Raw genomic sequence first — 13,872 nt, forward strand, 5'->3', positions numbered from 1 at the left:
ACGCACTTCCTCTTCCAGCATCACCGCCCGCTGGAACTGGGTATAGGCCGCGCCCGAGGCCTCGGTGCTCTGCTCCACCCGGCGCATCAGGGTCTCGGTGATCTTCAGAAGCTTCTCGTTCTGACGCTCGAGCGAATCATGCGGATCGATCAGGTTCTGGGGCATGGTTCAGGTCTCGTCCGGCGGGTAGATGGCGACACCGGTCAGGGTGTGGTTGACATGCATCGAGTTGATCTGTTCGCCGTAGGTCGAGAAGCCGACCACGCGATGCGAAGACAGAACGCGCGAGATTTCTCCGGTCAGCTGTTTCTGCTCGGCTTCCAGGCGCCGGTAGATGCAATCGCAGCCGATGATGATCTCGGGTTTCTGCGCGGCGCTGAGCGCGGACATTTCCTTTTTCAGGTGCGGCGCCATGGGTTCGGAGTCCGCCAGCGACAATACCAGGCCTTCGTCGATGGCGGAAAAGAAGATCAGATCGCCGTTGTCGGCCACCTGCTGGATGGCGCGGACATGGTGCTGATCGCCGATCCGCACCACCACGGGGTGGGCCGCAAAGGTGAAGGGTGACAGGTGATCCGGGTTCTTGCCCAGCAGGCGCGCATATTCACGTGCCGCCGGTTCGGCGTTGATTTCATGGACCACGCGGTTGGCCGGGTCGGCGCCGGTGACCACCATGCGGGTGTCGGCCGGAATCAGGTGATCGGTCTTGAACACCTTGATCGAACAATCGGTGTGCACCTGGATCAGAACCGCCGAATTGGAGTGCGCCTTGCCGCCGTGCAGCACATAGGTCTCGCCGAAATCGGTGCCATCGCCGGCCGAACCGCCGAAGAACGGCACCGGGCCAAGCCCCACGGAGAGCTGCGAAGTCAGCAGGTCTTCCTTGGTAGACAGCCCGTCGATCAGCAGGAAGGTGAAATCCGATGACCAGTCCGGGGTTTCCCGCGCCATGTGGTTGCGGTTGCGGATCATCTGTTCGATCAGCCCGTGCGGCTCGAAATTGTCGAGATCGTCAACCAGGATCGTGCGGGTCTGAAAATGCGCCCGGGGAAAACCGATCGCGACGATCTGGCCCTCGGCGTAGCCGGCGTCGGATATCTCTCCGGCGGTGGTGCAGCCGACCACCTGGGCCGGCGCAAAGGTCTTCTGGGCCTCGTCGATCAGCCGCGAGACATCGGTCTGTGGTGACAGGAACAGCACGACCAAGGACAGATCGCCCGGATGCAGCGCCTCGGCCAGGCGCGCCACCGCGTCTTCGGCCCGGCAATCAACGAAGCCCGAACGCACGATCCGCGCATCCGTGGCAACCTCCCCGGACGGACCACGCAGATGGTCCATCGCATTCTCCTCCCTTTATAACGCCGACAGCCTAAGCCGGAGGCGTCGCGTCGTGCAAGACATTGGCAAAGCTGGTCTGCTTTGCGATCAGCACCGCCTGGGTGCGGCTCTGCACGCCCAGCTTGCGCATGATGGCGGTGACATGCGCTTTGACGGTGGTCTCGGCGATCGACAAGTCATAGGCGATCTGTTTGTTCAGTTTGCCTTCGCAGATCAATTGCAGGATGCGCGCCTGCTGGTTGGTCAACGAGGCCAGCCGTTTGATCGTGTCATCCTTGCTGGCGCTTTCGCTCTCGTCCAGCAGCATATAGCCGTCGGGGATGAAGCTCTGCCCCTGCTGCAATGTCGTCATCGCGGTTTGGAACACGTCGCGTTGGCTGTGCTTGGGGATGAACCCCGCCGCGCCGGCGCGCACAACCGAGCTGATGATGCGGTTGTCGGCCATCGACGAGACGACGATGATCGGGCTGGTGGTGGCATTGCGCAGCCGCAAGAGCCCGTCAAGCCCGTTCACGTCGGGCAGGGTCAGATCCAGCACCACCAGATCGACCTCTAGGCCCTGCGACAGCAGGTCGAGCGCCCCCTGAAGCGTGGGCGCCGTATGCATGCTGCTGATCGACGACACCGCCTGCAATGTCATGGACAGGGCATCGCAGAACAGCGGGTGATCGTCGATGATCAGGGCCGCGTGAAACTGCTTGAGCATGGGCAAGTCGGTATTGGGGCGCATTCGAAGTCCGCTGTCGTTCCAGTCCTACCAGCATAGCAAAGTTGCCTGCCGGAGGCATATAAGCCTAAAGTCGCAGAACGGCAAATGCGCGCCCGGTCGGGCGCGCATCGTTTTTCAGTATGTCCCTGGCAGGGATCAGTTGGCCATCGCCAGTTCTTTCGGCAGCTTGAATGTCCAGACCATGCCACCCTGGTTCAGGTAGTTGACCTTCTTGGCCACTTCGCCGCCCCAGAGAGGCACCGCGCCGCCCCAGCCGGAAACGATCGAGACATATTGCTCGCCATCCTGTTCCCAGGTGATCGGCTGGCCGACGATGCCGGAGCCGGTCTGGAACGACCACAGCTCTTCGCCGGTCTCGTCGTCAAAGGCGATGAACTTGCCCTCCGGGGTGCCGGTGAACACCAGGCCGCCGGCAGTGGTCATCACGCCGCCCCAGAGCGGCGCGTCGTTCTTGAACTCCCACTTGATGTCGCCGGTATCCGGGTCGATCGCCTTCAGGCTGCCGATATGGTCTTCGTAGTTCGGCTTGATGGTGAAACCCGCACCCAGATAGGCCGCGCCCTTCTTGTAGGTGATCGGCTCGTTCCAGATATCCATGCCCCATTCGTTGGAGGGCACATAGAAGTTGCCGGTGCGCTGCGAAAAGGCCATCGGCATCCAGTTCTTGCCGCCAAGGAAGGACGGCGAGGCAAAGATCACGTCCCCCTTCTTGCCGTCGGCCGCATCCGCCGGGTTGCCGGGGCGGTTTTCCTCGACAAAGATCGGACGCCCGTTTTCGTCGATGCCGCTTGCCCAGGAGATGTCCTTGACGAAGGGGGTGGCCGAGACGAAGGCACCGTCTTCGCGGTTCAGCACGTAGAAAAAGCCGTTGCGGTCGGCGGTGGCATAGCGCTTGTTGCCCGTGCGGTCGGTATAGGCGACCACCTCGTTGACGCCGTCGTAATCCCAGCCTTCGCGCGGGGTGGTCTGGAAATGCCACTTGATGTCGCCGGTTTTCGGGTCGATGCCGATGCGGCTGGCGGCATAGAGGTTGTCGCCGGTATTGCCTTCGGTCGGGGTGCCGGCACCGCGCAGGTGGCTGTTCCAGGGCGCCGGGTTGCCGGCGCCGAAGACCAGCGTATCGGTGTCGCTGTCATAGGAGCCGCCCAGCCAGGTCGCCCCGCCACCGGTCTTCCACAGATCGCCGGGCCAGGTCGCGTTCAGCGTCCCGGTCATGGTGCTTTCCTTGCCGTTCAGCGTGCCCATGTGACCTTCGATCACCGGACGGGTCCAAACCAGTTCTCCGGTCTCGGCGTCGCGGGCCTGCACCTCGCCGATGATCCCGAACTCGCCGCCCGAGTTGCCGGTGATGACCAGCCCGTCAACGATCAGCGGCGCGGCGGTATAGGAATAGCCCGCCTTGTAATCGGCAATCTTCTTGCGCCATTTCACGTCGCCGGTCTTGAGGTCCAGCGCCACGATGCGGGCGTCCAGGGTGCCGAAATAGAAGTTGTCGCCATAGATGGCGCCGCCGCGGTTGATCACGTCGCAGCAGGGCAGGATGCCCTCGGGCAGACGGGCATCATATTGCCACAGCTCGTCGCCGGTCTTGACGTCGATGGCATAGACCCGGCTGTACGAGCCGGTGATATACATCACGCCGTCATAGATCAGAGGTTGGGTTTCCTGGCCGCGCTGCTTTTCACCGCCAAGCGAAAAGGCCCATGCCGGTTGCAGCCTCTTGACGTTCTCGGTGTTCAGCGTGTCGAGCGGGCTGTAGCGCTGAAGGTGGCGTCCCATCCCGTTGGTGACCACCTGGCTGGTGATGCTCTGGTCGTTCTTCAGTTCGTCCTCGGTGACGCCGGCGATACTGCTGCCGGCCATCAAGACGCCTGTAACGACCGCTGCGATAAAGCGATTCATGTGGGCTCCTCCCATCTGTCGTGTTGCAAGGCCAGGGCCCCATTCGCGCGAGGATCCGGCCACGCACATTATTGGGAAGCACCGCCTGCGACGGTATTGCACAATGGTCGTAGGGCGCCGTTCCGGGGGTGCCGCTATGGTTTGGCGGCCAAGCCGAGATCCTTTGGAAAGGGGGGCGATATGTCCAAGATATTGAAATGGATGGCCTGTTTTGCTGCCCTTCTGGCATCTCCGGCGGCGGCCGAGGGGCTGGAGGGGGCGAAAACCATCTGGCTGGTCGATGGTCAGGGGGCGCGCATCGAGATCGGCGCGGTCCGGTTCCGGGGCCGCGCCTATCAGGTCGAGCTGAAGGACGACGCCTTCACCGACCATTTCCTGTCCATGCGCCCGTTCAAATGCCTAGAAGGGCCGGACAGGCACTGGTGTCACGTGCCCTATCCCCATGCCATTCAACGGCGGATCGGCCCGGATGATCTGACGGATCTGGAATACGATCTGCTGTTTGTCTGGAAAGGGGCTGCGGACTACGGGATCAACATGTGGAACGGCGTCTATTATCGATTGACGATGACGGATCGCGGCACCCTGACGGGGCAATTGCACGAGGTGGACATGGATGTGCTGTCGCTGCCGCCGCAGGCCGGCGACATGCGCCCGCTGTCAGCGGACGACCTTCATCCTGCCGACCCCGACAGCCATTGGCTGCCGGGGCTGGTGATCGACTAGACGGGCAGATGGCCCGCGGCCTCAGTCGGAGGCCGCCGAAGCCTTGTCGGTGGTGATCGAGACCAGATAGGCCAGGATGAATTCCTGAACAGTGCTGTCGGTGATGCCGACATGGCGCATCTTGGTGCCGGGCATGAAACCGTCGTTGTCTTCCATCCAGGCGCGCAGGGCGGCGGGTGTCCAGACGATGCCCGATGCGCGCAGCGCCTCGGAATAGGCGTAGTCCGCATAGCTGCCGGCGGCGCGGCCCACCACGTTTTCCAGCGGCGGGCCATAGCTGGGATCGGTGGCGTCCGGTGTATGGCAGCGCCGGCAGTTGCTGTCGAACAGCGACTGCCCGGCATCGACCTTGATGCGCTGGTAGAGGGCTTCGCTCGCGGTGGCGGGCAGGGCCGGAGCAAGAGCGAGGAAAAAGAGGGCAGGGATGATCCGTTGCATGGCGTTCTCCGATGTTTCAGGCTGTATGGAGCTTAGGACATCCAGCAGTGTGAATCATCGAAAAACTGATAAAAAACAAAAGGTTCGCATAAGACTTTAGTCGCATGTCCGGCCCGGAACCACCCGCTGTCTAGAACATCGGCGCATATTTCCAGCTGTCGGCATCCGGCGTGACCTCTTCAAGATCATAGTTGGCACCCTGCAACCGCCGGGCGACCCCGAGCCCCGCCTCGGCGGCTTCGTCGACCAGCGCCCGGCCACGGGTCTCGTCGCGCGACACCCCATGTCCGCGAATAAGGTCCAGCCCATAGTTGAACTTGCCGACCGGGTCGCCGGCTTCGGCCGCGCGCCGGTCCCAATTGGCGGCGGCATCCGGATTGTACGCGCCGCCAAGCCCGTTGTTGTCGAGCTGGCTCATCCAGGTCATCGCGCCGGTATAGCCGGCCTCGGCGCAGGTTTCGAAGACTTCGCGGGCCATCGCATGGCGGCCGCTCTTGGTGATGAAATACCCCGACGCGCAAGACACCATGTCGGTCTGGCCTCGGCGGATGTTCTCCATCACCCGGCCCAGCGTCATTTCGTCGGGGTTCAGCGTGCCGTGACCGTCATCGGTCTCGGCCGCCACAGGTGTTGCCAGCAGCAACAGGATAGCCAGGGTTCGTGACATTGCGCGGTCCTCCTTCGGGCCAGCCTAGCAGCCTTTCGCGCACGGCGCATGGTCGCCATGGTCGTAGATTGCGTCAGTGCTTGCGACGTATCAGGCCCCGCGCCGGATCATACCCCCACAGCGCCAGCGCCAGCAGGATGACCGCCACAAGGCCGGTCCAGATCAGGGCAGGGCCGTTGAAATGACCATAAAGGGCAAAGCGGATAAGCTCGACCGCCTGCGTGAAAGGGTTCACGGCGCAGATGTCGTGCAGGAGTTTTGAACTTTCGGCCATTTTCCACAGCGGGTAGAGCGCGGTGGACAGGAAGAACATCGGGAAGATGACGAAATTCATCACCCCGGCGAAGTTCTCCAGCTGCTTGATGAGCGACGACAGCGCCAGCCCGAGGCTGCCCAGCATGATCCCGGAAATCAGCAGCGCCGGCAGAAGCGTGAGGTAGCCGAGGCCATCAAAGCGAATGCCGTAAAGCGCGGTGACGGCCAGGAAGGCATAGACCTGCAGGACCGAAATGGCGGTGGTGGCCAGCAACCGGCAGAACAGCAGCCACCAGCGCGGCAGGGGGCTGGTCAGCAGCAGCCGCATCGAGCCCATCTCGCGGTCGTAGACCAGCGAAAGCGACCCCTGCATGCCGTTGAACAGCAGGATCATGCCGCACAGGCCGGGGACGATATAGACCTCGTAGGTGGTATAGGTCTGATAGGGGGGCGTGATCGACAGACCCAGCGCGGCCCGGAATCCGGCGGCAAAGACGACCAGCCACAACAGCGGGCGGATCAGCGCCGCGACAAAGCGGCTGCGCTGACCGACAAAGCGTCTGGCCTCGCGGGCCAGAATTGCCAGGAGAACCACCAGATACACCCTCATGCCAGCTCTCCGGTCAGGGCAAGGAAATGGTCGGCCAGGCTCCTGTCGCCGCGCAGATCGCCGGTGGTGCCGCTTTCCCGAAGGCGCCCCTGATGCAGGATCAGCAGCTGGTCGGTGTCGAGGATCTCGTCGGTCAGATGCGTTGCCCACAGCACCGTCAGGCCCTGGTCCTCGGAAAGCGCGTGAACATGGTCGGTGATCGCCCGCCGCGTGGCGGCATCCAGCCCCACCGTGGGTTCGTCCAAAAGCAGCACCTGCGGGCGATGGATCAGGCTGCGGGCGATTTCCAGCCGGCGGCGATGACCGCCGTTGAGACGGCGCACGATCTCGTCCCTGCGCTCGCCCATGTCCAGCCGGTCCAGCGCCGCCTCGATGCTGCGGTCCGCAGCGCGGCCCGAAAGCCCGTGCAGGGCGGCGAAATAGGTCAGGTTCCGATGCACGCTCAGGTCGAGATCAAGGGTCGGCTGCTGGAACACGACCCCCATCTGCCCAAGCGCCCGGCGCGGCGCCTTGGCCATGTCGTGCCCGGCGATCTCGATCCGCCCCTGCGGCGCGGTGAACAGCCGGGTCAGCAGGGCAAACAGGGTGGACTTTCCTGCCCCGTTGGGGCCGAGCAGGGCGCAGAACCGCCCGCGCGGGACGTCAAAGGACACATCCTGCAACGCCCGTTTGGCGCCGTAGTCAAAGCTGAGATTGTCGACCCCGAGCCCGCTCACTGGATGATGATCTCGAGCCTCTGGGTCTCGCCGGTCGAGCCGGGAACCTTGAGGTGATAACGCCCCGGTTTCAGGGCGATGAAGCCGATTTCCATCTCGCCGGCCTCGTCGAACTCGACGCTGTCCAGCCCAAGCGGGCGGATCTCCAGCCCCTCGATCACGATCTCGTCGATCCAGATGGCGCGGAAGAATTCCGGGCCGACCAGCGCCAGCTCCTGGCTGCCGTCGGCCTGAATCTCGAACTCGTAGTAGGTGCCGGATTTCAACGCCCAGGGCGCGTCCGCCAGTGGCATGCCGGCGGACAGCGTGATCGGCGGCAGGTCTTCCTTGTTGGAAGCCGACAGCAGCCCGGCAAGGCCGAATTGCGGTGCATCGTCATCGTTGTCGGCCAGTGCCAGGTTGGGCAGGATCAGGCCCAAGGCGGCGGCGAGAGAAACGGTTCGGAACATGGTGAAACTCCTGTGTGCGTGTCTGGATGTCGGGGTCAGGGGCGCAGCGCCGCACCCCATGGGAAGCGCCCGACCTTGATCGACTTGATCGCCTCGCGTTGTGCCACGTCGATCACGGTGACGTCGCCCGAGACTCCATTGGTGGTGAACAGAAGCGATTTGTCCGCGGAAAACGCCATGTGCCAGACCCGGCGGCCGACCAGGATGTAATCCTCGACCTCGAGTGTTTCGGCATTGACGACGGCGACGTGGTTCGACGGGCCGAGGGCGACAAAGGCGGTTTTCTCGTCCGCGGTGAACTCAAATCCGACCGGCTGGACCCGGTCCGGGTGCACCCCCTTGACCTTGAAGCCGATCTTGCCCTTTTCGCTCTGGGTCGCGACATCAAAGACGGTGATGGTGCCACCGATTTCCGAGCTGACCCAGAGCTCGGAGCCATTGGCGGTGAACTCGGCGTGGCGGGGGCGGGAATCGACCAGCGTGTTGGCGAACAGCCTGCGGGTCGCAGTGTCGATCCAATGCGCCATGTTGGTGGTTTCCGAAGTGGTGATGGCGATTTTGCCGTCGGGGGACACCGCCATGCCCTCGGGCTCGATGCCGACATTGATCTGGGCGATCACCCTGCGGGTTTCGGTATCGACCACGGTGGTCACAGCGTCATCCTCGTTGGCGATATAGAGATGCCTGTCGTTGGGGTGCAGAACGAATTGCTCGGGGTCTTCGCCCGAGGGCAGGTCGTGCAGGACCCGGCCGGTCTCGGGGTCCATGACCTGCACCGTGTCGCTGTCCGAGGCGCAGATGAAAACGCGCGAATGGTCCTTGGAAAAGGTGATGCCGCGCGGGCGTTCGCCGGTCTCGATGGTGCGGGTCACCTCGAGCGAGGCGATGTCGATCACGCTGATCGTGTTGTCCTTTTCATTGGTCACCCAGATTTCGGCGGCACTGGCCGGCAGGGCGAGCGTGGCGGCGGCGACAAAGGGGATCAGAGGGTGCATTTCATGTCTCCGGTAGGCGCCTCCGGCGGGGATATTTGAGGCAGGGAAAAAGCGGTCACCGGAACGCCGTGCAGGCGCTTTCCGGGGCGTCGAGGCCGAGCGTGTCAAGCTCGTTGCGTTGGTGCAGATAGCCCTCCAGCGGCGCCTGCGCGGTGAGGGCGCGGGGCGTGACCAGCGGTATCGGCTGGCGCAGCTGGCCGTTCCAGGCGCGGTAGCTGAGCGGGCGCCCCTTGAAACCGGCAAGCTCGAATCCTGCCGACAGGATATAGCTTCGCAGGGTCTCGGGGTCGGCGGAATTGCTGCGGGTGACGGCCTCGCCGATACTGCGGACCGCGGCCCAGGCGGCATAGTCGCGCGGGCGCATCGGGCGGGCGGCAAGGTCGTGGAACCGCGATTGCAGCTGGGCGGCGCCCCATTGTTCGACCACATGCGACCAGGCGGTCGGCACCAGCCCCTCCGAGCCGGCCACCGGGCGCGGCAGCCAGGTGTTATAGGCGATGTAGCGGCCGAAATCGCCCAGTTCGTCCGCGACGAGCAGCAGGTCGTGCGCGCCGAGCTCCTGGGTGAACAGCGGCACTTCGCCGGTCGCGCTGCGGCGCATGTCGGCCTCGAACGCCCATGTCTTTTCGGCCCGCAGCGACATGGCGAACTTGGCGGCGCTCTGGCGCAGGGCCTCGGCGAAGGCGATGTCCTGCGGGTGGGTGCCGGCGATCAGCGCCAGCTTGTCCCAGCGCTTGGCGCGGGCGAACTGCATCAGCGCATCGCTGCGCATCAGGTCCGAGGGCAGGGTATGCAGCAGGTTGGCGCGGCAGTTCCCGCTGCGCAGCGACAGGTCGGCGCTGGCGGTGTTGAACAGCACCGCCGAGGCCGCCTCGGGCAGGTCGGCGATGCCCAGCAGCGATGGCGCCGGGGCGTCGAGGATCAGAAAGGGCGAGACTGCAAGGGCCTGGCGCGCCGCGCCCAGAAGGTCGCCGCCCACCGGGACGGTCAGGCTTTGCAATGTGTAGGCATGGCCCATGAAGGCGCCGGTCGTCAGGTTGTCTTGCAGACCCAGCCGCGCCCCCGCCTGCCCGAGATCCTCCGGCACCGGGTCAAGGTTGGACAGCGTCGGCGGCCGCTCCTGTTCCTGCTTGAGATAGATCATGGGGATGGCCAGATCGGCCAGCGCGCTGCTGGCGGCAAGGGCCATTGCGGCAAGTGTCAGGCAAAGGCGTCGCACGTGTCCTCCCCCGGATGTGCAGGCGGTGCGCACCACGCTAAGGCCAGAGCTCGGGGCGGCGCCATTGGACCAAGGTCGTATGGATTCGGCGGCCGTCTCAAACTTAAGTCTCGTATCACCGGCACGGGCTGCTTGGCTAGAAATGACCAAGCACACCACGAACGGGAGGACACTATGTTCAGATTGCCCCTGGCCACGCTTGGCCTTATCGCCGCCACCTCGCTGGCACATGCCCATGGCGATGTCGCGCCGCAACCGATGAATACCGACGCGCTGCCCGATGTGGGCGAGGAATGGCTGATCGAGAACCCCTACCGAGGGCAGGGGGACGAGGTCTGGAAGACCGCGATCGAGATCGGCGATTCCGGCTACAACCAGAACTGCGCCCGCTGTCACGGGCTGGGCGTGGTGTCGGGCGGGCTGGCGCCCGACCTGCGCTACCTGGAAGCCGAGGAATTCGGCGATGAATGGTACGTCGAGCGGTTCCAGCTGGGCTATACCCAGAACGGGATCACCAAGATGCCGGCCTTTGGCGACCTGCTGGGCCAGAAGGCGGCCTGGGCGATCCGCACCTATATCGAGACCCGCCCCGATGATGGCGAACTGGACGACGCCACGCCGCGGCTGTTGCAAATCCGCGATCAGCTGATGGCGATGGCACAGGGCGAGGCCGGCGATACCGCCGCGCTGCAGGCCGAGCTGGCGACCATCGCCAAGGGCGTGGAAACCGGGTCCGGTGCGCCGGTTGCCGACAGTGTCGCATTCCGGGCCGCGAACCTGATCGCCAGCGACACGCCCGATTTCGCCGGGGCGGCAGAGGCCCTGACCATCGGCCTGTCGGCGGCGCACTGAAACAACAGAGACTGGGGCACATGACGGGACGTATCGCCGGTAAACTCCTCCTGCTGCTGGCGGCCTGCCTCCTCGCCCCGGCCGCCCATGCCCGATGCGACTCCCACGTGCCCCAGGCCAGGCCGCAAAACGCCTCGCGCGACATCGTCGGCCAGGATCTCGATACCATCCGCGAACGTGGCTTCATCACCTTTGCAGCCTACGAGGATTTCCCGCCCTGGTCCTATGAAACGGGCGGCCGGGTGCGGGGGGTCGATATCGAGATCGGCCGGCTGATCGCCGAGGATCTCGGGGTCGAGGCGCGTTTTGCGCTGGTGGCCTCGGGAGAGAATCTGGAAACCGATCTGCGCAACTGGATCTGGAAAGGCCCGATCGTCGGCGGCCGGGTGGCCAATGTCATGCTGCACGTGCCCTATGACAGCGAATTCGCCTGCCGGGTCGAACAGGTGGTCTTCACCGGCCAGTACCACGTGGAAGAGATCGCCATCGCCTATCGCGAGGCGGCCTATCCCGAAGACCCTCCGGTGCCGGCCTATTTCCGCTTCGACAGCGTCGCGGTCGAGAACGACTCGATTGCCGATTTCTACCTGTCCGCCTTTCCCGGCGGGCAGCTGTCGCACAATGTGCGCCGCTTTGCCGGCATGGATCGGGCCATGCGGGCGCTGGCGGCAGGGGAGACCAAGGCGGCGATGGGGCCGCTGGCGCAGCTCGAGGCCGGGCTGGACACGGGCGTGGCCGTGCACACACCGCCCTTGCCGGGCTTTGCCGCGGGCAGCTGGACCGTCGGGGTGGCGGTGCATTTCGCCTATCGGCCGCTGGCCTATGCGGTCGAGGATGCGATCCATGCGGCGATCTCGGATGGCCGCATGGCGGCGATTTTCCACGCCCACGGGCTGAGCTACCGGCCACCCGAACTGCGATAGCCTTTCGCGCAGCAGCGGCGTGCGCCGGCATCAGAGCGTCAGAATGTCTCCGTTCCCGGCCAGAAGCGTGCTGCGCACCTGTTGGCGCAACCTGCCGGTGGCCTGCCGTATCTCTTCGGCGGACATCAGCGCAAACGCGGTCGACAGGGCGTCTGCCAGTGCCGCGGACGGGGTTTCGACGCTGACACTGGACCATTGCGCAGCGCGGTCCGGATAGAGAATATGCGCCTGTTCCCCTAGCAGCATGGCCGCGGGGCTGGAGGTGGCGATGGCGCCGTCGTGCAGCCTTCTGGTGGCAAAGATCCCGTGGTCGGGATCGCCAAGGCCCAGCCGGAAGGGCCCGCCGAGGGCCGCGAACTCTCCGATATTGATCAGCGCCTTGCCGAGGCCGAGCCGGGCCAGATCGGCGCGGATCAGGTCGGTGGCAAAACCCTGGGCGATGCCGTTGAAAGTGAGTGCCTGACCGGGGGCGAGGCGGATCGCATCGCCCCGCCGCACCCGCTGCCAGCCGATGCTGCCGCGTGCGGGCTCGGTGGCGCCACCTGTGGCAAGGGCCAGCCACAGCGGTTGAATGCTGGGGTCGAACACGCCCTTCGTGGCCAGATGCGCCTGATCGCACAGGCGCATCAGGCCGGCGAACAGGGGATGCGGTGCCGGCAGGATTCCGTCGCGGTTCAGCTGCGTCAGGGCAGAGCCGGGATCGTAGAGGCTGAACAGGGCCTCGATCTGGCGCAGGCGGGTGCGCACCTGCGCCAGCGCCCTTTCGGCCAGCGGCCGCGGGGCGTAGAGCGTCAGGCCGACCTCGGCCCCCAGCGCCCGGCCCTGCCATCGCGTCGGCGCGGCCGCGGCCGGCGTGGCCAGGGCGGCGGCGGAAATGGCAAGGAAACGGCGGCGGGAAAGCATCATTCTGCGGCCTCGTTCTTTCTGGCGCGCGCGGCGCGCCGTCCGGCGATGATCAGCGGCACGCAGCGGGTCTTGTCGTTGTGGATGGTGACGCAGTCAAGACAGCCGAAACACTCCGAGTACCGGATCTCGCCGCTGCGGCCTATCGCGCCATAGTTGCACTTGGCCCGGCACAGCTGGCAGGGCGATCCGCATTCTGCGCGCCGGTCGATCCAGCTGCGGGCGCGCAGCATCCCGCCGATCGCCATGACCGCGCCCAGCGGGCAGAGATAGCGGCAGAAGCCCTTGAACAGCACCATGCCCGCCAGCAGCCAGATCGCGGCATAGGCCACATAGTACCATTCGCGGATGAAAAAGGTCGTGATCGCGGTCTTGAACGGCTCCACCTCGGCGGCGGTATCGACATGTTCGGGCGCAATGACGACGGTCAGGACGAGGCCGGCCAGCAAGAGGTACTTCAGGGTTTTCAGGCGTTGGTCCCATGCCGGCGACGGCGCGACTTGCGGCAGCCTCAGCACGCGCCCGAGATGGTGGGCGAACTCCTGCAACGCTCCGAAGGGGCACAGCCAGCCGCAGAAAAAGCCGCGCCCCCAAAGGACGAAGCCGGCGATGGAAACCGCCCAGATCACAAGCGAGAAGGGATCATACAGCAGGAAGGCATGGCTGCCCCCCTCGATGGCGGTCCTCAGCGCCGCCAGAACGGTGACGATCGAAAGCTGGCCCTGGCCCCACCAGCCGACAAATCCGGTGACGACGGCAAGGATCAAGAGCCGGATCGGCGTGAAGCCTCGGGCATCGGCCAGCCGGTTCATGGCAAACAGCAGCAGGGCCCCCAGGCCGCTGAGGAACAGGGCGAGGACGACAATGTCGCCCTGCCGGTTGCGCAGCGCCTCCAGCCAGGGCGGCGCGGGCTTCACCGCTCCGGGACGGGTAAAGAACCTTTCGTCGGTGGCATGGTCGACCGTCAGCGTGACCGAGCCGGATTCGGGGCGGAACATGCCGTGCCGGCGCAGCGCAAGGACGTTCAGCCTCCAGTCCCGCGCCGGGTCGAACCCAAGCCGGCGGTCGGTGCGCAGGATCATCATGGCCCCGTCGTGCAGCGCCTCGGGCACCTGCGGCGAAAGCTCCACCGACAGGTCGCTGTCGCGC

Annotated in this window: 15 protein-coding genes; 3 read left to right on the plus strand and 12 right to left on the minus strand. The window is 65.0% G+C overall.

Annotated features, from left to right (window positions below):
* Window positions 1-168: 168 nt before the first annotated feature.
* From ABZD10_RS06995 to ABZD10_RS07005, 3 genes are all read right to left on the minus strand, one after another.
* On the minus strand, window positions 169-1,338 hold the full coding sequence (locus ABZD10_RS06995; RefSeq protein ID WP_372885422.1) for an FIST N-terminal domain-containing protein: 1,170 nt from the start codon (window positions 1,336-1,338) through the stop codon (window positions 169-171).
* A gap of 31 nt (window positions 1,339-1,369) precedes the next feature.
* The gene (locus tag ABZD10_RS07000) at window positions 1,370-2,044 is read right to left on the minus strand and encodes a LuxR C-terminal-related transcriptional regulator (protein WP_372885423.1); all 675 of its coding nucleotides are present in this window, start codon (window positions 2,042-2,044) and stop codon (window positions 1,370-1,372) included.
* Window positions 2,045-2,203: 159 nt separating this feature from the next.
* Window positions 2,204-3,970 carry a PQQ-dependent methanol/ethanol family dehydrogenase gene (locus tag ABZD10_RS07005; protein WP_372885424.1) on the minus strand — a complete coding sequence of 589 codons (1,767 nt, stop codon included), beginning with the start codon at window positions 3,968-3,970 and terminating at the stop codon, window positions 2,204-2,206.
* A 180-nt stretch (window positions 3,971-4,150) separates the two neighbouring features.
* On the opposite strand from ABZD10_RS07005, the gene ABZD10_RS07010 reads away from it, so the two are divergent.
* On the plus strand, window positions 4,151-4,696 hold the full coding sequence (locus ABZD10_RS07010; RefSeq protein WP_372885425.1) for a hypothetical protein: 546 nt from the start codon (window positions 4,151-4,153) through the stop codon (window positions 4,694-4,696).
* Between the two features lie 21 nt (window positions 4,697-4,717).
* Here ABZD10_RS07010 and ABZD10_RS07015 read toward each other — a convergent pair whose 3' ends face one another.
* The 7 genes from ABZD10_RS07015 to ABZD10_RS07045 all read right to left on the minus strand — a co-directional run bounded on the left by ABZD10_RS07015 (window position 4,718) and on the right by ABZD10_RS07045 (window position 10,045).
* The gene (locus ABZD10_RS07015; RefSeq protein WP_372885426.1) at window positions 4,718-5,134 is read right to left on the minus strand and encodes a cytochrome c family protein; all 417 of its coding nucleotides are present in this window, start codon (window positions 5,132-5,134) and stop codon (window positions 4,718-4,720) included.
* A 130-nt stretch (window positions 5,135-5,264) separates the two neighbouring features.
* On the minus strand, window positions 5,265-5,801 hold the full coding sequence (locus ABZD10_RS07020) for a tetratricopeptide repeat protein (protein WP_372885427.1): 537 nt from the start codon (window positions 5,799-5,801) through the stop codon (window positions 5,265-5,267).
* Window positions 5,802-5,874: 73 nt separating this feature from the next.
* Window positions 5,875-6,666: an ABC transporter permease gene (locus ABZD10_RS07025; protein ID WP_372885428.1), complete on the minus strand. Its 792-nt coding sequence runs from the start codon at window positions 6,664-6,666 to the stop codon at window positions 5,875-5,877.
* Window positions 6,663-7,382, minus strand: a complete 720-nt coding sequence (locus ABZD10_RS07030; protein WP_372885429.1) for an ABC transporter ATP-binding protein — start codon at window positions 7,380-7,382, stop codon at window positions 6,663-6,665. The genes ABZD10_RS07025 and ABZD10_RS07030 overlap by 4 nt, the downstream gene beginning before the upstream one ends.
* Window positions 7,379-7,831, minus strand: coding sequence for a hypothetical protein (locus ABZD10_RS07035; RefSeq protein ID WP_372885430.1), 453 nt, complete (start codon window positions 7,829-7,831; stop codon window positions 7,379-7,381). Before ABZD10_RS07035 ends, ABZD10_RS07030 begins: the two co-directional genes overlap by 4 nt.
* Before the next feature lie 35 nt (window positions 7,832-7,866).
* Window positions 7,867-8,826, minus strand: coding sequence for a YVTN family beta-propeller repeat protein (locus ABZD10_RS07040; RefSeq protein WP_372885431.1), 960 nt, complete (start codon window positions 8,824-8,826; stop codon window positions 7,867-7,869).
* 55 nt (window positions 8,827-8,881) lie between these two features.
* The gene (locus tag ABZD10_RS07045; protein ID WP_372885432.1) at window positions 8,882-10,045 is read right to left on the minus strand and encodes an ABC transporter substrate-binding protein; all 1,164 of its coding nucleotides are present in this window, start codon (window positions 10,043-10,045) and stop codon (window positions 8,882-8,884) included.
* Window positions 10,046-10,219: 174 nt separating this feature from the next.
* Here ABZD10_RS07045 and pedF point away from each other — a divergent pair, with 174 nt between their 5' ends.
* Together pedF and ABZD10_RS07055 are read left to right on the plus strand one after the other, a co-directional pair.
* Window positions 10,220-10,897: a cytochrome c-550 PedF gene (pedF, locus tag ABZD10_RS07050; RefSeq protein WP_372885433.1), complete on the plus strand. Its 678-nt coding sequence runs from the start codon at window positions 10,220-10,222 to the stop codon at window positions 10,895-10,897.
* Window positions 10,898-10,917: 20 nt separating this feature from the next.
* The gene (locus ABZD10_RS07055; RefSeq protein WP_372885434.1) at window positions 10,918-11,820 is read left to right on the plus strand and encodes a substrate-binding periplasmic protein; all 903 of its coding nucleotides are present in this window, start codon (window positions 10,918-10,920) and stop codon (window positions 11,818-11,820) included.
* A 30-nt stretch (window positions 11,821-11,850) separates the two neighbouring features.
* Here ABZD10_RS07055 and ABZD10_RS07060 read toward each other — a convergent pair whose 3' ends face one another.
* Both ABZD10_RS07060 and ABZD10_RS07065 read right to left on the minus strand, forming a co-directional pair.
* Entirely contained in the window at window positions 11,851-12,726 is an 876-nt protein-coding gene (locus ABZD10_RS07060; protein ID WP_372885435.1) for an FAD:protein FMN transferase, read from the minus strand.
* Window positions 12,723-13,872 (minus strand): 4Fe-4S binding protein (locus ABZD10_RS07065; protein ID WP_372885436.1); only part of this gene is annotated, 1,150 nt, incomplete at its 5' end. The genes ABZD10_RS07060 and ABZD10_RS07065, both read right to left, overlap by 4 nt.

It is taken from the genome of Shimia sp. (assembly GCF_041624275.1).
In the GTDB taxonomy this organism is placed as follows: Bacteria; Pseudomonadota; Alphaproteobacteria; order Rhodobacterales; family Rhodobacteraceae; genus Shimia.

Coding starts and splice junctions, on each gene's coding strand:
- ABZD10_RS06995 (WP_372885422.1), bottom strand. CDS start 1,338: ATGGACCATCTGCGTGGTCCGTCCGGGGAGGTTGCCACGGATGCGCGG.
- ABZD10_RS07000 (WP_372885423.1), bottom strand. CDS start 2,044: ATGCTCAAGCAGTTTCACGCGGCCCTGATCATCGACGATCACCCGCTG.
- ABZD10_RS07005 (WP_372885424.1), bottom strand. CDS start 3,970: ATGAATCGCTTTATCGCAGCGGTCGTTACAGGCGTCTTGATGGCCGGC.
- ABZD10_RS07010 (WP_372885425.1), top strand. CDS start 4,151: ATGTCCAAGATATTGAAATGGATGGCCTGTTTTGCTGCCCTTCTGGCA.
- ABZD10_RS07015 (WP_372885426.1), bottom strand. CDS start 5,134: ATGCAACGGATCATCCCTGCCCTCTTTTTCCTCGCTCTTGCTCCGGCC.
- ABZD10_RS07020 (WP_372885427.1), bottom strand. CDS start 5,801: ATGTCACGAACCCTGGCTATCCTGTTGCTGCTGGCAACACCTGTGGCG.
- ABZD10_RS07025 (WP_372885428.1), bottom strand. CDS start 6,666: ATGAGGGTGTATCTGGTGGTTCTCCTGGCAATTCTGGCCCGCGAGGCC.
- ABZD10_RS07035 (WP_372885430.1), bottom strand. CDS start 7,831: ATGTTCCGAACCGTTTCTCTCGCCGCCGCCTTGGGCCTGATCCTGCCC.
- ABZD10_RS07040 (WP_372885431.1), bottom strand. CDS start 8,826: ATGCACCCTCTGATCCCCTTTGTCGCCGCCGCCACGCTCGCCCTGCCG.
- pedF (WP_372885433.1), top strand. CDS start 10,220: ATGTTCAGATTGCCCCTGGCCACGCTTGGCCTTATCGCCGCCACCTCG.
- ABZD10_RS07055 (WP_372885434.1), top strand. CDS start 10,918: ATGACGGGACGTATCGCCGGTAAACTCCTCCTGCTGCTGGCGGCCTGC.
- ABZD10_RS07060 (WP_372885435.1), bottom strand. CDS start 12,726: ATGATGCTTTCCCGCCGCCGTTTCCTTGCCATTTCCGCCGCCGCCCTG.